17 protein-coding genes are annotated in these 17,889 nt (G+C 35.1%); all 17 read right to left on the minus strand.

Annotated features, from left to right (window positions below; translation table 11 throughout):
- Window positions 1–99: 99 nt before the first annotated feature.
- Complete coding sequence (locus B9Y84_RS18760) at window positions 100–1,587, minus strand: P-loop ATPase, Sll1717 family (RefSeq protein WP_085518940.1); 1,488 nt, start codon at window positions 1,585–1,587, stop codon at window positions 100–102.
- A gap of 530 nt (window positions 1,588–2,117) precedes the next feature.
- A complete protein-coding gene (locus B9Y84_RS18765; protein WP_085518941.1) occupies window positions 2,118–2,672 on the minus strand; it encodes a helix-turn-helix domain-containing protein in 555 nt (184 codons plus the stop codon).
- A gap of 4 nt (window positions 2,673–2,676) precedes the next feature.
- Window positions 2,677–3,015, minus strand: coding sequence for a type II toxin-antitoxin system HigB family toxin (locus B9Y84_RS18770; protein ID WP_085518942.1), 339 nt, complete (start codon window positions 3,013–3,015; stop codon window positions 2,677–2,679).
- Window positions 3,016–3,500: 485 nt separating this feature from the next.
- Window positions 3,501–3,713: a YgaP family membrane protein gene (locus B9Y84_RS18775; RefSeq protein ID WP_013454458.1), complete on the minus strand. Its 213-nt coding sequence runs from the start codon at window positions 3,711–3,713 to the stop codon at window positions 3,501–3,503.
- Between the two features lie 77 nt (window positions 3,714–3,790).
- Complete coding sequence (locus B9Y84_RS18780; RefSeq protein ID WP_085518943.1) at window positions 3,791–4,417, minus strand: Crp/Fnr family transcriptional regulator; 627 nt, start codon at window positions 4,415–4,417, stop codon at window positions 3,791–3,793.
- Between the two features lie 140 nt (window positions 4,418–4,557).
- Window positions 4,558–5,136 (minus strand): hypothetical protein, encoded by a 579-nt coding sequence (locus B9Y84_RS20665; protein WP_176223841.1) that lies wholly within the window; start codon window positions 5,134–5,136, stop codon window positions 4,558–4,560.
- 226 nt (window positions 5,137–5,362) lie between these two features.
- A complete protein-coding gene (locus tag B9Y84_RS18790; RefSeq protein ID WP_085518944.1) occupies window positions 5,363–5,740 on the minus strand; it encodes a hypothetical protein in 378 nt (125 codons plus the stop codon).
- Between the two features lie 51 nt (window positions 5,741–5,791).
- A complete protein-coding gene (locus B9Y84_RS18795) occupies window positions 5,792–6,445 on the minus strand; it encodes a hypothetical protein (protein ID WP_085518945.1) in 654 nt (217 codons plus the stop codon).
- The gene (locus tag B9Y84_RS18800) at window positions 6,435–6,938 is read right to left on the minus strand and encodes an RNA polymerase sigma factor (RefSeq protein ID WP_085518946.1); all 504 of its coding nucleotides are present in this window, start codon (window positions 6,936–6,938) and stop codon (window positions 6,435–6,437) included. Before B9Y84_RS18800 ends, B9Y84_RS18795 begins: the two co-directional genes overlap by 11 nt.
- 9 nt (window positions 6,939–6,947) lie before the next feature.
- Window positions 6,948–7,814 carry a TraB/GumN family protein gene (locus tag B9Y84_RS18805; RefSeq protein WP_085518947.1) on the minus strand — a complete coding sequence of 289 codons (867 nt, stop codon included), beginning with the start codon at window positions 7,812–7,814 and terminating at the stop codon, window positions 6,948–6,950.
- Between the two features lie 199 nt (window positions 7,815–8,013).
- Window positions 8,014–8,607, minus strand: coding sequence for a hypothetical protein (locus B9Y84_RS18810; RefSeq protein WP_139828100.1), 594 nt, complete (start codon window positions 8,605–8,607; stop codon window positions 8,014–8,016).
- 492 nt (window positions 8,608–9,099) lie between these two features.
- Window positions 9,100–11,790: a peptidase associated/transthyretin-like domain-containing protein gene (locus B9Y84_RS18815; protein ID WP_139828101.1), complete on the minus strand. Its 2,691-nt coding sequence runs from the start codon at window positions 11,788–11,790 to the stop codon at window positions 9,100–9,102.
- Complete coding sequence (locus B9Y84_RS18820; RefSeq protein ID WP_085518950.1) at window positions 11,760–12,602, minus strand: GLPGLI family protein; 843 nt, start codon at window positions 12,600–12,602, stop codon at window positions 11,760–11,762. The genes B9Y84_RS18815 and B9Y84_RS18820 overlap by 31 nt, the downstream gene beginning before the upstream one ends.
- Window positions 12,603–12,676: 74 nt before the next feature.
- A complete protein-coding gene (locus B9Y84_RS18825) occupies window positions 12,677–12,943 on the minus strand; it encodes a hypothetical protein (protein WP_085518951.1) in 267 nt (88 codons plus the stop codon).
- A 463-nt stretch (window positions 12,944–13,406) separates the two neighbouring features.
- Window positions 13,407–14,090 carry a DUF6090 family protein gene (locus B9Y84_RS18830; RefSeq protein WP_085518952.1) on the minus strand — a complete coding sequence of 228 codons (684 nt, stop codon included), beginning with the start codon at window positions 14,088–14,090 and terminating at the stop codon, window positions 13,407–13,409.
- Window positions 14,091–14,153: 63 nt separating this feature from the next.
- Window positions 14,154–14,966: a crotonase/enoyl-CoA hydratase family protein gene (locus B9Y84_RS18835; RefSeq protein ID WP_085518953.1), complete on the minus strand. Its 813-nt coding sequence runs from the start codon at window positions 14,964–14,966 to the stop codon at window positions 14,154–14,156.
- A 12-nt stretch (window positions 14,967–14,978) separates the two neighbouring features.
- Window positions 14,979–17,837 carry a M16 family metallopeptidase gene (locus B9Y84_RS18840; protein WP_176223842.1) on the minus strand — a complete coding sequence of 953 codons (2,859 nt, stop codon included), beginning with the start codon at window positions 17,835–17,837 and terminating at the stop codon, window positions 14,979–14,981.
- Between the last annotated feature and the right edge of the window lie 52 nt (window positions 17,838–17,889).

The following is a 17,889-nucleotide window of genomic DNA, read 5'->3' on the forward strand; positions in this document are numbered from 1 at the left end:
TATAAAAATCATTTGTCTCTACTAATAATTTAAATTTACTGACTATTCTTGACAAATAAGCAATGTTTTTTGAATCGCTTAGGTCGTAGAGACGTGATACTATAAAGTGGTTATTCCTCTTTTGATTAAATGCATAAGTTTCGGGTCTAGGACATTATATATTTTTTCATTATTAGGCCCTAATTTTGAATCCTCCTCAACTAATCTATATCTGACCATATTGTCTAACTTCCCTTGACTCCATCTAGTCTTTTGATTGAATGTTGCGTTTAAATCTAGAATAGTAATATTCATTTTACGTGTTCTAAGTATCAAATTAATCATGCTTAAAACATCTTTATTTTTACCTGTTCTTGAAGGGTACATTGAAAGATAGTCATATCTCTGAGCAAATTTAACTAAACCTTTCGAAACTGAATCGCCCTCAAATACAGATGAATTAAAATTGGACGTCTGATAGTCATAAATATCAGATAAGCATGAAATCAAATCCCTTGGTGATTTGTTAGAAATATCTATTACCTCTTGTTTATCACCACTAATATTAAAGATACTAGAGAAATTTCTTTTACCCTCTGAAAAATAAGATATGCGTTTATCTATTAGTGGTTCCATATCACTTTTTTTCCAACTAATGTCAATTTCTTTAAACTTATCAAATCGTACTTTCTTTGAAAGAATGGGTTTAACTTCAGACCATAGGCTAAATGCGATAGCAATATCATTTTGCAAAAGAAGCTCGGTATCAGTCAGAATATCTTCAGTAAAATTCGCTATTTTACTTATTTCCTGATTCAGATCCTGAAATTCATCTACTTTATCGAATAAAACTACTGAAGATTTATAGTAAGTTTTTTTTGAAATAGAATTTAGTCTATTAAGAAGTTCCTTCAAATGCCTTTTACTTTTTTTCAAGAGTTGCTCATGGTCTGTTGCAGAAGTGTCAATCTTCTTAATCTCAGAGAAAAACTCTGTATAATAATTACCTGAATGGTATTGATTTAGGTTCAGCGAATCTGCAATAAACTTAGATGTGATAAGAATTCCCGTTCCTATCAACGAATTAGTTGGTTTGACAATCTTATTGTAGATTTTAATAAACCAATTTCTGGCCTTTATTTTTTTTATGTTATTATATCTGGATTCATATTCTGTTGTAGTAAGAGGTTGAAAAAACAACTTAAGTAGTAGACTCAACACTTCTTTATCTTCTTTACTAAGCTTTTTTAAGTAACTTTTATTCTTATCTAGAAACAGAACATATTTAGTTACGAATTCTTGTAAAATTAAATTTAGTAGTTCAATCTTATTTTCAGTTAACGAAATTTCATCAAACCGATCAATTATAATTGTGAGTACTTGTGATTTTTCTAAGTCAGTTTTGAGCTTATGAATAATTGAAGATTTTCCATGTCCTCTTTGACCTAATATAAATCTGCTGGTACCAGTTTTTAAGTCATCCAAAAGGGTTTGATAAAAAGTCGGTTCATAGAATATCTCATTATGAAATTCCATTTCCTCCTCAGCAGAAAATTTGGAAAAAGGATTCTTTGAAAATCCTAAACTGATATTAAGTTTATTTGTCATTTATAGCTTTTTAATTTTGAATACATAAAATTATGTTTCATGTACAATCCAAGAAAGCTTTATGAATTGATTGGGGATCCTCCTCTACTTAAGTTCCGGAGGAATTATAAAGATTTCGGTTATTGATGAATTGTAAATATAGAAATACCGTTCTAGTTTTCACCATACAAATAGTACTATTCATCGAAAAAATTCAATTGATTCTTGTTTTTAGGCAAGTTGGAAAATGGATGGGGTAAATAGGTGAGGGGTTTTGAGGGTTTGAATGCGGTTTTGAGAGACCTGTTTTTACATTCAGTAGTTAAATTATGAATCCATTTTGTCTTATTGCTCTCATGATGCTTCATACTTTTTCCATTGATGAAAAAGTATGCAAAAAATCTAGGTAAAATGATGCTACTACCCGCTAAGGCCAACGCCTGCCCACCATTTTACACTCCAGCCCGCTTTTTCGCTTTAAGCAAAAGTCGGGGAGTTAGCTTTAAATTATTTTAATACTAATATTAAATGCATCCTTAACTGTATGAAACTTAAGCCAACTCAAAATTACCCTCACTTAGCTTTGGATTATTGAGCTTTTCAAGAGAGTTTTTTATTTTCATCTTATCTGCTGGAGCTAAAAAAGTAGGGATCAAGTAAGTCAGGTCGATTTTCAACAGTCGGTTGATGACAATCAAATCCTTTAAGGAAAAAGGGCTGATCCCATTCATTAATTCTGACATATAGGATTTACTTCTATGTCCTAAAATTTCACCAAGGTCTTGCTGCGTTAAATTTAAACTTTTAAGCTTCTTCCGGATTAACTCTTTCCTCTTTAGTATGAATTGCCTTTCCTTTTCCGCAATAACTTCTGCCAGATCACTTTCTTTTATCTTTTTATCCGTTATTCTTGAACCAGAAGACCAATTTTTATTTTCATAAGCAGCTATTAAGTCTCTTAATTTCTTGCGAACAGCTTTATATTTTGAGTCTTCTTTAGCAAGAACTCTTAATTTTCGATCGGCAATTAAAGCTCTTTCAAACTCCAATTCACTTGCAATTTTTCCTGCTTCTAATATTTTCGATATGTCGAGTTGTGTTTGCATAAGTCTAAATCCAATCGTTAGCGGTTAACCACTTTTTTATTGTATTCTTATTGTTTTTGAATGTCGTTTCATATTCTTGATGCGTACCGACCCAAACTACTGACGCCTCATCATCTTCAAACTCAATAAGTATCATCGTCCTGTGAATATTAATATCAAAAAAGAAGAATCCATCGCTGTGGACACAGTCTGCATCTGATCTAGTCTGATTCAGCTCATTTTGGTTTTTCCAGGTGTGATCTTCAATATCTTTTATCAGTTTATCAATGGCAGTTGTTAATGGAACATTTCCTTTATTCTTCCTTTTTAATTTTTCTAATGCCTTTTTATTGACTAGCCTCATTAGTAATGCAAATAAACAAAAAATAGTTCGGAAAATTTCCGAACTTTCGAAATATTAATAATCTTAATCGAAGAAACTATTGAATAGTGCCTTGATCCCTTAATCTTCTGAAAATTACCAAAAAGCTGAAAATACATTGGTGATAGGGACTTTTCAGGTTTTGGCGAATGTTGAATTAGAAAGATAATTAATTCATTACAAAATTAGAAATTGCAAATATAGAGTTGATAGGAAAAACTCAATTACTCCTTGTTTTTAGGCTAGTTGGTAAATGGAAGTGGCTGTAGAATATTAGAGAATAGTCAAAAGCACAAGCGGATGCTTGCGCTATTTGTTGCTATCTTCTCTGTGTGAGCTATTATTGGAGGAAATAAAAAAAGCACTAGCGGTTTTTATAGTAATTTATCCACTCCAACTTAAACTAAAAGAAGGAAGTTCTTGATCACCTTAACCGCTAGTGCTCTTATTCAATCTAGAAAGTTTTCTTATTTACTTTCTTTCATAGGACAGCTTGAAATCCCGAAAGGTGCGTAAAGAGGGCAAAAGCTTATCAAGCTGGTTAGTACAAAAACTCCTGCTAGTACTAAAAGCACTATACCTACTGTTCCTGAAATGATTCCCGTGAAATAAAGTACTCCTACAATTGCAGCGATTATTACTCTAATAATTCTATCTGCTGATCCCATATTTTTTTTCATCTTCTTAAAATTTAAAGTGTTTTGCTTTATTATAGTATAAAGATAAGTGGTGCTTAGTTCCTAGTCAGTGACTGCGGTCACCACTCGCCAACAATTTCTATTTCCCCAGCGTTTTGTACAACTTTTTCTTCATTTTCAAGCTTTTTCAGCACTCGGGTGATCACTTCACGAGCTGTTCCTAATTCGTTCGCGATCTGGCTATGGCTCATTTTAATGGAGTTAGTACTGGTCAGGGCGGATTTCCTTTTCAGATAATCATATAGGCGCTTATCCATTTTATCTAGTAGGAGATGGCTAATGGTTTCCAACAATTCTGTGTATCTAAGATTATATTGAGTATAAAAGAGTTCATTAAAGTCCGGGTATTCTTGCAGCCATAGGGGTAATAGCTGTACGGGAATTAAGATGATTTTCGAATCGGTTTCTGTAGTGGCAAAGACTTTACTTGGGCTATTTTTTAATGCCGCATTGAACGTCATCACACAACTTTGGGCAGGTTCTATATAGTAGAGTAGTAACTCCTTCTCTTCAAATTTTGAATATACTTTGACTAAGCCATCCAAAACAATGGGTAAGACCTTTACATATTGCTGCGCTCTTAAAATTTCGGTTCCTTTGGGAAATTCTTGGACAGTTGATTCTTGCAGTATCTTTTCAACCAAATCAGGTTTTAAGAAAGACAATATCTTCTTTTCAGATTCCATTAGTTGTGGTGTTTAAGAGGTTTTGCACGCTACTGTAAAGATATAGCTTTTCTGAATAATGACTATTCATGAGATATCGCGCGCTAGTCGAACTGGCTCAAATGTCCTTTTGGACTAATAGTAGATACTACTTGCAGGCCTTATGGAACAGGTATTTTTATAGTTTTAACCAAAGAGCTAATAGGGATTACCTCCACATGTTTGCCATCCATTAGAAAAATTACTTCTTTCGTTTTCCCAATCATTTTACCTTTTTTTACTTCTCCATCTGAAAATTGAATAGTAATAGGATCAAGCCTTTTAAGTTGCTTTTTTGAAATTGCTCCATACCAATCCGCAGATAGGTATAAGTAGCAAATGAGCAGTGCAGCAATTGACAAATAGCGAAAGTTGGCGTATCCGGTTTTTCGGTCGTATCCAAAATTTATTCGCGAATACCACTTGGGGTACCTCGTTTTCCACGCCTCATCTAGCTTGAAAACCAAATAAGTAAGTAGCAAAGAAATTATGGTAAAAAGCAATACATGAAGATCAGAGAAAGGAGTGATCAGAAAGTCAAACACATCGGCATAATCAAAAATATTAATTCCGAACTCATCATACCTCTGATAATTAAAAAGCATTCCTACTCCTACCGCAAAAATATAGGCCAGCGTAATGATGGTTTGAAGCTCTTTGATCATTGCTTCATAAGCGTTTTTGATGATTCCATCGTTCATAACATTAAAAGCAGAATTAATTAGAAGATTGAGCTGGATTTTATTTTTCTATTTGAGACTTGATGACAATTTCTGCGGTCAGTTCTCCTTAAGGCTGAAGCTTTTTCAATTAAGCCTGCTAAAGGACTTTCCGAAACTGTTCCGTTATTGGTCTTTCTATTGGATAAGCACAAGCGGACTCTTGTGCTATGCTATTTCGGTTAGTTCCAGGAGGGTATTTTTTAAATTAATACTCATGTAGAAAAAATCCATTCTGAGCCAATTCTACAATCTTATGTACAATTAAATAGGTGGCATACATCGCCACTAGCCCAATAAAAAACTGGAGCCTTAAGAATGATTTATGGTTTATCTTATGCTCACTTACTAGCTCCCCTTCGGAATTGATTTGGATAGTGGGTTCTCCAGTCAATTTTTTCCAAGCATTTTTCACGATGTATTTCAGTTCATAGATTTGTCCAGCAATCTCGATTTTGTGGCTTGTGCCAATTATATTCCGCTTCTGACTTACGATATGTTCATCTAAAAGCACTGTTTCTTTGCCCCAAAAGGTCCTGTTAATTTCTAGTTGTTTTCCTCCAATATTTAATTCAAGTAGTCTCATCTTGTTTTTTAGTTTTTAAGTTAAAATTGATTGCCATAGCGAAAGCATTGGCTAAACTTCAAATTCTTGAAGGGTTTCTTCTAATTTATCGATGTGTATGCCGTATAACCCGTTAGCCCATTTTACTGTAATATAATAAATGCCGGCTGCCATGAGAAGGTAAATAAGGGTGCAGATCATAATGTTAATAGGACTCATATTTAGTGAAAATAACTTGAAGAATAATTCTTCACCGCCCAATTGAATCTCACCGAGACTAAAATGCAATTTTCCACTGCCAGAGAATAAAGCGGCAACAGAGAGTGGTAGGATAAGACTACCAGCAATAATAGCTGTTTTATATACTTCTAGTGTAAGCTTTAGATCGTGGATAAAGCCCATAACCGTATCTCTACTGCTTCCACTTATAGTACTTGTTTTATTTAGAAACCAAGTCATTTTAGCGATGTACAATAAAGTGATTAAAGCAGTGATAAATTGTAGTATAAAATATAAGCCCTTAGCCATTTGATTCATTTCTAGCATCAAGGGCACCGTAAAGAATGCAATGATGATGAGCAGTTGCGAAATGATCTCACTTCTCATACTCTTCCGAACCTTCTGGATAGGTAGTTTACTTTCTTCTAGTTGCTTTATATTTTTCGGTACTGAAAGGTCTCTCATTCCTTCCGCCTCCATTTTCTTTTTTATTTCGTCAAGATTCATATCCTTGTGTTTTTATAATGTTTTGTAATTTTTCTTTCGTTCTTTTAGTCTTCACTCTGATGTTACCCTCTGACATGCCCAAGTTCTGGGCGATCTCTTTACCGGAGAAACCATCAACAAGCTGTAAAATGATAGCTTTCTCAATTTTATTGAGTTTTTTGACAGCCTCATAGAAATGTACTAGTTGCTGGTCTTTATGGTCATCATATTGTTCTTCGGGAATCCCCTCACCACCCAAAAGGCTTTCCTGTCCGGGCTTTCTTTTCTCCTTTTTAAAGAAGACAATGGCGGTGTTGAGCGATACTCTATACATCCAAGAAGACAATTCGCTTGTTCCTTTAAAGCTGCCTATGGATTTCCATAATTGAAGGATAATCTCCTGAAATAGGTCTTGCTGATCTTCAAGATTGTCAAAGTACATCCTCGATACTTTATAGAGGATGCCTTTGTGTTTATTGATAGCCTCTAAGAATGCTTCTTCTGTGATTTGCATTAATTGCTACTAGTTTAATACTGGGCTGACAGTATATCCTTTTTCTCTCAATAAATGGATGAGGCCGAATTCATCCGTTAAATGAGCGGCACCTACAGCAAATAAATTACTGCCTTTTTCCATCATTTTGGGCATCTGTTCCACCCAATTTTGGTTTCGTTTTACTTGCATAAGTAAGGTGGCATTTTCATCCATATATTCCGGTTTGCTAAGATAGCTAACAGCCTCAGTAAGCTTTTCATTGTTATAGGCAGTAATTGCCTTGTTGAAATCTCTTTCGTAAGAATCGTGTAGCATTAATTGTTCATAAGATGATTCAAGAGGATAGGCTTCTTTTACGATGGCCATTTGTTCTTCTATGGTTTCAAAGGCGTGAATAGGAATAGTATTTGTTTTGGCTATTTGCATTAATTCAGCTTCAAAAAGTTTTATGTCTGTACAAGGTAACATTTTTGAAATCATTATCGAACTGAGCACCTGTAGGCCGTAAGCATCAAGATTTGCTAAGGGCGTTCCTACAATGCGTTGTACCAAAGTGTCTAGCTGTTCAAATTGACTTGGGCTTAGCTCCTCTGATATCTTTTTAGTAGCTGCCATAGAGGCTTGCATTTTTTGAATTTCAGCACTGTCAGATAAATTAATTTCAACAACCAAGGCATCAACTGCAGTCATCGCAATGTTTACTTTTTCTGGTATTTGAAAGTCGCTGGCACACATCATATGGAGAGTGCCCAGCAGGTAAGAGGGCTTTTCCAAGGTAGAATGTTCTACCTTCCATAGGGTGGAGTTTTCCAGCGCCATGTCTTGTTGCGCTTTTGGCGCTTGCAGTGTTGCAATAAAAAGTACAAGGGTAAAGATGTTTTTTATAGTTTTCATTTCTCTCTTTTTTTAGGATTCAAAGAGTAAGTATTCGATAGAGAGAAAATGTTACAGAAGTGTAAATAATATTTAAAATTTATCACATAACCAGTAAAGTAATTTTAGCACGAGACAAATGATCATTTCATCTGCATTCCTAATGATTGAGTAAATAAATCGTACTTGCAGAAGAAGCCGAGAAAGGTTTATCTGGACACTAATAATTTCTCATTCTTCGATTCACCTCATTTCTAAGTTCATCGTTTTCAATATCAATATCATAGCCATATTTATTTAACCACTCTTTTTTTGCTCGTTGATATTCCATCATAACCTCAGGTAAAGTTGATAAATATATACGTATTAAATTTCTTAATCTCGGTAAGGATGTTAAGCTTTCGGAATCAGTTATTACATATTCAATGAATGAATTATCAAGACGTTCTGTAATGGACTGTGCATAATAAACTCTTGTTAATGACTTCGCCCACTCGAATTCTACATTGTCAATTAAATTGGAGTTGAGATATGTCTGATAAGCTGCTGAACGTAACAGTGGTGTTTGTAAACCTTTCCAATTAGTTAAGTCACTACCCTCTAGTTCCATCCAATTGGAATCGCTTTGTTGTCTTAAGCTATCAATTTCCCTGAGCAAATCACTGTGATATTTAAAAATGGATTCAATTCTATGATGATTATAAGTCATCTCAGAGGCTATATATTGTATGGAAATATCTAATGTCTCTGAATCCTTTTTTGATTCTCGATATTCACTTAACCAAAATGCAAAAAAAACACTTAGAAAAATCAAGCAGCCTTGAATTAAATGATCGCTAATCCTTTGACTTATGTTTAATTTAATCTTTTTATTTTTTGTCATAAATCAAATTATTTTTTTCTAACATTGAATATTTAGAAAGTGGGTAACACCTAAGTATCAGTCTAAATACTTTGGTTTATAGTCGCTTGTTTATTGAATTCTAAATATAGTGGATTTATTCAATAGCTCTACTTTCGAGGGCTTGATTTGCAGAGCAAAAGAAGACGTTTTGCCACAAATCTAGTTTTGGAAAGAGGGTTCTGCAAACATCGGGTCTTGCAAATTGGGTTTGCTTTAAATGATCATTTCATCCGCATTCCTAATGCTTGAATAAATAAATCCCGCATATAAAAGAAGACCCGATATGGCTGTTGACCAGACTAGCTCCTCCATTATTCATTTTCTATCAATCCCGAAGACGGTGCCTTACAAGAGCTAAATGATCTTGCTTATAAAGACTGCCATTTTAAAAAGTTACCAATGTTAAAATCGGAATTCGGTTTTGAAAAGTATAAAGCGAGGCAATAATCGGTATTCGGAAGTGGTGCTTCCGATATCAGATACCGATAACCCTCTGAAACCAGCGGTATTTAACATGTTTCTACCGTCTAATTCAAAAGATAATTTATTCTCCAGCAATCGATACCTCACTTTTACATCAATGAAATAATAAGTTGATTGCGCTCCTACATTTCCAAAGTAATATCTTTCCGATTGCAATTGTATATCAAGCTTGTCAGTTAGCATTAAAAAAATATCTAAAAAACTCATATTATTACGGAAGGTATTCGCCTCATTAAGTTTGATTTCTGTCTGGGTCCAATCTGAACCTGCATTAAAATTGAATTTGCTGCTAAAGACTGAGCGATATTCAAAACCATAACTGTAATTGATAGAAGTTATCTCTCTCAGTTCGGAAAAATTGACTCTGTTTTGAAAATTTGATTCCGCATAACTTAATTTTGCTTTAACATTTGAGGCTAACTTTTCTACATAATAATCTGCTGTTAAGGAAGAGCTCAAAGTAGCTTGATCTTTTACTAAGATTTTTTCGCTTAATGAGAAAGTCGGAGATAGTAAAGTATTAGTAGAGAAGAAATCATGATTATTGGTATAAACTACCATAGCATTGGTGAAAAACTGATTGCTCCAGTTTCCAAACTGGTAATTTAAAAAATAGCCGCTTGCTGTCAGTTGGTTAAAGGCTCCAGTGCCGGCATTAAAATTCCGAAAACCTGTATAAACAAAGCCATCGTAAACATCTACTATGCTGGAATTGGTGGTGTTATTCGTAACTGAAGCTTTAAGCTTGTTTTTCTTATCAATTTTCCAATCTAAGGCCAAACTTGGGTTAAAATACATTGGCCTTTGCTCTTCTAATTCGCTTTCATCTGCAATACTATTCACTAGCCTATGAACACCCACTTCGCCAATTAATGAAAGCTTATTTAATTCGTATCGGTACTTACTATTAAAATAAGTGTCATGTACTTGATAAGTTAAAGAGTTCTGAAAGCCTGCGGGTCGTGTAGCAATTGAGTCTCCCCTTTTTATTGTAAAATCACTTGCCATTTTATCTGTCCTCATTTTAGTTCCAACCCTTAACTCTAAGAGATGATCTTTCTTGGATCTGTTGAGGAAATGAGTTTCAAGAGCAGCGAATTCCGAAAATTCGTCAATTCTTTGAGACACGCTATTGGCCGTATCAACAGTTGGAAATAGCGACCTGAATAGAAATCGATCAACATTATAAACTTGAGGTCCTCGCGTATTGATGTATCTACCCGTCACCAATAAGCTCGTTTTTTCACCTAGTTTATTTGAATAGGTTAATTTCTGATCAACGAAATGTTTCGAACTATTAAAATCTTCATTTGTAGGCAAACCATTAAAAATAAGATCGCCTGAATCATTCACTTCAGTGTAATCATATTTCAGGGCTAGGGCTATAGTCTGATTGTTATTAATGTCATAGATCACATCCATATTTCCGAAGGCGACTTGATTTTCTTTGTTTAATTGATAAATCTCTGTGTTAGAAAAAGAAGTATCGCTTAATTGTACTCTTTGGGTCCTTGTTCTGGAAAATTCTTCATTGTCCACATTAAAAAAGCCTATTGTTTTAATTTTTAGCTTGTCAATGGGGTTAAAAATGGCATTTAAGGAGGCAATTCTTGAGTCATTAAAATTAATTCTACTTCTTTTGAAGTTAGGAGCTTCGGCTGACAATTGAATTAAGGACGAAAAATCTTGCGCATCGCCTACACTTGCCTGCCCATTCTGAATTTTGGGTTTTAGCAAATTATTAATATTTCCAGTGGCATCATAACCGATTGAATTGAGATTGGTAAAGAAGAAATATTTATTCTTTTTTCCAAAATTCATTACATTGGCTTTTCCTTCATAACGTTTGTTCAACGTTACATCATAGCCAAGCTTAGCAGTACCAAACCAAACGGATTTTGCTTCCTCATTTAATATTAAATTGAGCGCTACCTTATCAGACTTCTCAATTCCTTTTAGCAGCTTATTATTGGAATAATTTTGTAATAACTCAACTTTTTCAATGGGGTGAGAAGGCATATTCTTAGTTAACATTTGATATCCTTTTTCAAAGAAATCATCTCCCTCCACCATCACTTTTTCAACCTCTTGATTCCCAACCGTTATCGTACCATTGCCATCGATTGTTAAACCAGGGATCTTTTTTAATAGGTCTTCCACCACCTCTTCGTTCCCTTCGGAAAAAGAAGCGGCATCAAAAACTATAGTATCCTTTTTCTCCAACACAGGTCGAGAGGCCTTCACCACCACTTCATTTAATTCCTGATAGTCGGGCAGTAAAAAGAATAAAAAATTAAAGGTCCTATCATTCTCTTCAGCCAGAATTGCTTCACTTTTCCTTAAATAACCCAGTGAAGACACCTGCAAATTCAATTTACCTATGGTTTCTACTGTCAGTTTAAAACTACCATCGTTGGCTGTATTGGTATAGGCTAGAATATGATCGGCCGAATCTTTAACAGCCACTGTCGCAAAGACTGATGAAGAATCAACCTTTGCTTTTACTTTCCCCTCAATTATAACTTGACCATTCGAATGAAAAGCAAGCAGTAAGATAGGGACTAGTAAGAGTATAAGTTTCAATTTGCAGTCTCCGTATCTTTTTCCCATTCAAATACCTTCTCATCCCTATATTTTCTACCATCATTTGGCTGTGGTTTTTTTTGAAAGTTGTTAGCCGCATTCCGAGGTAATCGCGCCTTAATTCTATTGTACATATGATCATAAAAATTATCTCGGAATTCCACGTACTCCGTTAATGTTTTTGATTCTGGTGCCGTAGGCTTTTCAATCGTTTCATCACAGTCAGCGCAGGGATATTCAATACCCAAAAATTCTACAGCAAACATATTTTCATCGTCTTGGGCTTCTAATATCATTCCCGGTAAACCGAACAATTTCCAAGGACCATACGGCAAAGGAATTTCCTCTGAAAACCATGCTTCATATGTTCTTCCCCTATAGGTTCCTACCGCTTTTTGGCACTCATAACTTCCAATTTCTTTTCTTTCATTCAGTATTTCCCACTTTATTGGGATCCAAGTATCTTCATAAGTAAAAGCTTGAAATAAATCACCAATGGCTGAAGTTCTCACTGAAATATCTTTCTTCATATAGTCTCTGTAGACTATTGATCCCTGCTCATCCTTCAGGTTTGCCTTTACCGAAACTCCTGTTGCAGACGAACTAGCTGCATTTTCTGGTGCCCCATTTTTTGCTGATTCTTTATTGAAAACAAAGGCGGAAGTAGTAGCATTGAATATTAACACTGCTTCTTTTATAACCACTTTATCAGCGGGAATCTTATAATTAAATGATATTCTGCCAACCTTCTGATTTTCTTCCCCCTGTGAAAAGGCCGGATTTACTGCCAGCATAAATAATCCAAATATCAGGACTACTACTAAAAATCTATTTTTCATTTTATCTGAATTAAAATCATTTTATAATTATACTATATAAAAAGGGGGCACTAGATGCCCCCCTTTCTTAATTACTACCAGAACATAGCAAGAAGAATATCAAGGATATCTCCTGTTGTGGTACTGTCATCACAGCTCATCCAAAAACTACCAGAGCCAAATTCAGCAGTATCAAAAGAAACATCGAATCCGCAAACTTCTTCCGCACCTATTGGCTGAGAAAGTTCAACATTTTCAATTTTGACATCTGTTGCATTTTTAGTTGCATCATTTGATTCGCTCTCTGCGAATCCGAAGGTACCGGCTAGCATAAGTGCTAGCATCACAATTAACTTTTTCATTTGTACTTGTTTTAAAGTTTAATAAAAATTATCTCCAACCGGATAATTATTAATGATGAAAAAGGAATTCAGAATCACTTTGAGGCCTCTGGAAAGGAATTCAAGTCATTTTTCACTTTGTACGGTTTTGTCGAAAACATCTTTAGCATGCGGGTGGACGTCTTCAAAAAGCATTACTTTTTATTAGTAATACCCAGTTGTTGAAACAAGATAATTAGTTGAATTTTAATAAACTAATTTTTTTTGATTTTTTATAAAGACCTTACATCAATATTTTGCAAAAAACGTCTTGTAAATACATAAAATCAAGACGGATTACGCTATATACTAATCTTTTATCCATGCTAAGATTGTAAAAAATTAAGAGGGTTTAACACTATTAGTTTCTCCATTAGAAATTCTAGCTGTATTTGATGAGCAACGGTTTGGCATGTTATGAGGCAAAACGCTCTAAATACTAGCGTTATTCTCTTTCTGCTATCAACACATCAATAGTATTCTTCAGTGCTTTGGATTCCCTCACTATCCCTTCATATGATTGCACCTTTTGATCAATTAGCGTTTCATAGATAATAAGTTTGTTTCTTAAAACGACTAATTCTGATCCATTAAGGACTTGCATACTTACAAAATCCAGATTATTCATATACCATGGGAGTAATTCATCTGAAAAAAAATCTACTTGTGATTTCCCTTTATCAATACTCTCCAATACAAATCCTTCATAAAAATTGGCCAACTCATTCTGTAGGGGTAAGTCATTCAGTAAACTTAATTTACCGGATGATTTCATGGAGCTGTAGGTTGCACTTGAGGGTTCATAATTCTGTACAGCAAAGATGGTAGATAATTGATCTTCATTTCCACTTAAGCTATCTTTCAGTAGGATGTTCAGAAGGTCTGAAACATTTATTTGATGTCTTTTATTTTCAGGGATTTGATAGGATTCATAGGATTCAATATCGCTTTGAAGATCGGTTCGCAAAGAATTCATTAGAACTAAACTCTCCTGTCTATTTTGATTTGCTTTGGTTCTTTCGTTCATATAAAAACCTAGGTACACACCTATTATGATTGCTACGAAGTTAACAGAGTGGTTGAGCCAGTCGAATTTTACTTTCCTTGTTTTTTTAATTTTTTTAGTCATGTTTTAAATTTAATAAATAGTTCTAATTATCGCTTTTGAATACAAAACATTTCATCCTTGCATTTAATCCTTAAAATCCGGACTGCGTTTTTCCATACTCGCTTTAAAAGCTTCACTCAAATCATCAGAAAGTAACATGGCAGCATTCCAAGTAGCCATATAATTAAGAGAATCCTCCACTGAATGATCTCGACTGTATTTCAGTACTTCTTTAGTGCCTCGAATTGATAAAGGAGATTTTGAAGCGATTGTGGTAGCCAGTTTTGTAACGCTCTCCATGAGTTCATCCCTAGAAGGATAAGATTGATTGACTAACCCAATTTCCTTTGCTTCTTTGCCGTGCACTTTTCTACCCGTATAGGCCATTTCGGAAACCATACCTGGAGAGATTAATTTTGGTAATCTTTGCAAGGTCCCCAAATCTGCTACCATCCCTAAATCAATTTCCTTTATCGTGAAATAGGCATCATCACTGCAATAGCGCATATCACAAGCCGCAATGATATCGACTCCTCCTCCTATGCATCCGCCATGCACCGCAGCCAAAACGGGTTTTTTACATTTTTCAATGGCATTCACGGCTTCTTGAAGAGTTAAGACAAGCCCTCTAATTTCCTCACTTCTTCTTCCGCCACATTCAATTTTTTGATATTGACTCACCGACATCAGCAGTTCTAAGTCTATCCCTGCACAAAAGTTTTTGCCTTCTCCAGCCAACATAATGGCTCTTACTTCTGCCGTTTCAGATAAAGAATTAAAGATTTCCTTCAACTCTGACCATGCTGGCTTATGAAGGGCGTTTGATTTTTCTGGACGGTTAAAGCTTACAGTTGCTATTTGATTATTAATTTCAACTTTAAAAAAATCGTATTTCATTTCCTATTGTTTTTATTCAACTATAATGTCATCTAACTCTAGCTCCTTTACAGTGCCTAAGGTTCTCAATCTATCAAGATCGAACTTTGACGCATCTCCATAAATTGTAACCGTTACAGGCTTATTTTTAATATTTTTCTCATAAAAAGAGACAATGTCGTCAAAATTCAGATTTGAGTATTGTTCGAAATTAATTTCATTAGGATCTTGCACATAACCCGTTTTTATAAATGATTCTGCGGTTCGTGATAGCTGCCGGAAGTCTGGTCTGCTGGAACCCGATGTCAATATTAAACCATCTTTTATAGAGGCAAGCCTGCTTTCATAAGTTGGCATATCATTAATAAGCCCCAAAACGACACTAACTGCATCAGTTGTTTTGTCGGATTGAGAACCAGTAAATAAAACTAATCTACCCTTTTTCTCGGGCTCGTAGATAGGATCTATATAATTCCCTCCTGTCGAATATGCCAATGATCTGAATTCACGTACTTCTTGAAATAACAGGCCTGACAGGCTATTGGTGTAGTAGGAATTGAACGCCTCCTTCTTAAAATCATCATCATAATTCAACGGTTCACCATTTACAATATAATAAACATAGCTTTGGATTGACTTTTTGTCGTTTACCACATAAAAGGTGGTTTCCTCTACCTCCTCCGCTTCCAAAAATGTGTATTGATCAATAGCGTTTTTTCTGAATAATGTAGATGCTGAGATCTTTTCTATTAACTCATTTTCTTCCTTTTGTCCTACGTAATGGATGGAACTCATTCCATTACTTATTAGTGTCTGCATTTTATTCCTGAGCACAGCAGGTTCTAGTTTTTTTAATTTTCCTGCTGGCATTCGGCATTTATAACTGGACTGTTCACCAAAAAGTCCATAGCTGTAAAGGATGTTACCGCCAGTTGCAGGATTATTGCTGTTGAGATTATTCTCCGTTTTTCGCTGATTATAAAGAAGTTTGATGGTTTTGTTGGTCGGATTGAAATCTGCTATTAAAGTTTCAATCAAGTCTACCGTCTCATCGAACTTATTGTCTAAACCCGTTATTGAAATATCGAATGAATTATAGTCTGCATTAAAAAAATAGGTGGCCCCTACATCCGCGAATTTTCTTTTCAAATCAGCGGCCGAAAAATTACTGGTGCCAGTGCTGTTAAGCGCTTCCGCCAAGAGGGCATAATCAGGATCTTTCGTAATTCCTCCAGCAATACTTAAGCGAAGGGTGAAAATATCATTAAATGTATTTTTAGTGTAATAAATATAATCATCGGTAATCCCAAAATCACGTTTTAGATCTATAAAATTTGGTTCTGCTTGGTTCTCTGGAAGTGCTTGGAATCTTTTAGCATAAGCTGAGGATTCCTCCGTGCGTTCAGAAATAGGCTTGTAAGCGGGCTTCTCTAGTTTCGCTTTTTTAGGAAATCCTGTTCTTGATTGTAAAGTGAAATAGTCATTCCCATAGTATTTTTCAGCTGCTTTTTGTACGTCTTCTCTCGAAATGTTTCTAATTTTTTCAGGAAATGATAAGTAGTCTTTATAATCAATATCGTAGATGAAACTTAGACCCAATGTGCGACCTCTTGTACTTAAGTTTTCCATTGAAAGCTCATAATTCCTGTAAATGCCGAACTTTACTGATTCAAAATACTCATCAGTAAAATTGCCATTTGCAATTTCCTGAAAACCGTCTCTGATCTTGCCCTCAAATTTCTTAAGGCTCCCCCCAAAAACTTTTGGCACAAAGAAAATGAAGGCTGATCCATCTTCTTCCAGAAAATCCTGCTCCCCTCCTGCAAATAGAAGCTCGTTGTTGAGATTCATTTTATCAATAAAGCCTGTTTGATTACTGTTAGACATCATTCCACCCACTATTTCCAAAGCAGGACGATCAGGGTGTCCTGCGGGCACCAATTTATATCCCAAAAAGCCCACTTTTATAGGTGTTATTCTGACCTTTTCAACTTCTCTTCCATCAAAGCTGCTTCTTGTATACTGAGGAAATTCAGGTTCTTTTCCTCTTTTTAATTTTCCGAATGATTCGGCAATCAAAGGCTTAACCTCTGCGGCATCGAAATTTCCCGTGAGCACTAATGCCATATTATTAGCTACATAATAATCTTGGAAATACTGATACATTTTGGTTAAAGATGGATTCTTTAAGTGCTCAATGCTTCCCAGCACTGTTTGCGTGCTATAGGGATGGTCCCCATAAATATATTCATTGAATTTGGTAAATACTCTTCGTTGCAAATCATCTCCCGCCCTATTTTTTTCTTCGTAAACTGCTTCGAGCTCACTTTGAAAAAGTCGAAAAACCGGATTCTGAAACCTATGGGAATAAATATCAAGCCATTTGGTCATCTGATTGGCTGGAAAAAAATTATAGTAATACGTATAGTCGTAATTCGTTCCGGCATTTACTCCACTGCCTCCAATTGATTTAACTAGGCGGTCAAATTCATTCGGTATTGCAAATTGCGAGGCTTTCAATTCTTGTGCATTAATCATCTTTTGAATCTGAAGCTTCGCCTCAGGACTTTTGGAGATTGCTAGTTCATCATACAAAATCTTTATGGAGTCAAGGTGTTTCTTTTCAGTTTCGTAGTTTTGAGTTCCTAGTTCGTCCGTTCCCTTGAACAGCATATGTTCAAGATAGTGGGCAATTCCTGTTGCCTCTGCCGGATCATCTTTACCTCCTGCATTTACCCAAACAGCGCCATATACATTACTAGCATTTTTGTCTTCATTTAAATAAACTTTCAGTCCATTGGGAAGCTCGTACTGTTCGACATTTATTATTGGGTCTTGAGCGCATAAAATACTTGAGGTCAAAAGTAGCAGTGGAAATAATAGATTTCTCATTTTAATTAGTTCGTTGATAGATAATGCTGTAATATAATAATAAATACTATGC

The organism is Marivirga sericea (assembly GCF_900177665.1).
In the GTDB taxonomy this organism is placed as follows: domain Bacteria; phylum Bacteroidota; class Bacteroidia; order Cytophagales; family Cyclobacteriaceae; genus Marivirga; species Marivirga sericea.

Bases quoted from the DNA above. Each gene is read 5' to 3' on its own strand.
- B9Y84_RS18775 (WP_013454458.1), bottom strand. From the start codon at position 3,713: ATGAAAAAAAATATGGGATCAGCAGATAGAATTATTAGAGTAATAATC.
- B9Y84_RS18815 (WP_139828101.1), bottom strand. From the start codon at position 11,790: ATGGGAAAAAGATACGGAGACTGCAAATTGAAACTTATACTCTTACTA.
- B9Y84_RS18770 (WP_085518942.1), bottom strand. From the start codon at position 3,015: ATGAGGCTAGTCAATAAAAAGGCATTAGAAAAATTAAAAAGGAAGAAT.
- B9Y84_RS18790 (WP_085518944.1), bottom strand. From the start codon at position 5,740: ATGAGACTACTTGAATTAAATATTGGAGGAAAACAACTAGAAATTAAC.
- B9Y84_RS18820 (WP_085518950.1), bottom strand. From the start codon at position 12,602: ATGAAAAATAGATTTTTAGTAGTAGTCCTGATATTTGGATTATTTATG.
- B9Y84_RS20665 (WP_176223841.1), bottom strand. From the start codon at position 5,136: ATGAACGATGGAATCATCAAAAACGCTTATGAAGCAATGATCAAAGAG.
- B9Y84_RS18835 (WP_085518953.1), bottom strand. From the start codon at position 14,966: ATGAAATACGATTTTTTTAAAGTTGAAATTAATAATCAAATAGCAACT.
- B9Y84_RS18765 (WP_085518941.1), bottom strand. From the start codon at position 2,672: ATGCAAACACAACTCGACATATCGAAAATATTAGAAGCAGGAAAAATT.
- B9Y84_RS18805 (WP_085518947.1), bottom strand. From the start codon at position 7,814: ATGAAAACTATAAAAAACATCTTTACCCTTGTACTTTTTATTGCAACA.
- B9Y84_RS18830 (WP_085518952.1), bottom strand. From the start codon at position 14,090: ATGACTAAAAAAATTAAAAAAACAAGGAAAGTAAAATTCGACTGGCTC.
- B9Y84_RS18800 (WP_085518946.1), bottom strand. From the start codon at position 6,938: ATGCAAATCACAGAAGAAGCATTCTTAGAGGCTATCAATAAACACAAA.
- B9Y84_RS18795 (WP_085518945.1), bottom strand. From the start codon at position 6,445: ATGAATCTTGACGAAATAAAAAAGAAAATGGAGGCGGAAGGAATGAGA.
- B9Y84_RS18840 (WP_176223842.1), bottom strand. From the start codon at position 17,837: ATGAGAAATCTATTATTTCCACTGCTACTTTTGACCTCAAGTATTTTA.
- B9Y84_RS18825 (WP_085518951.1), bottom strand. From the start codon at position 12,943: ATGAAAAAGTTAATTGTGATGCTAGCACTTATGCTAGCCGGTACCTTC.
- B9Y84_RS18780 (WP_085518943.1), bottom strand. From the start codon at position 4,417: ATGGAATCTGAAAAGAAGATATTGTCTTTCTTAAAACCTGATTTGGTT.
- B9Y84_RS18760 (WP_085518940.1), bottom strand. From the start codon at position 1,587: ATGACAAATAAACTTAATATCAGTTTAGGATTTTCAAAGAATCCTTTT.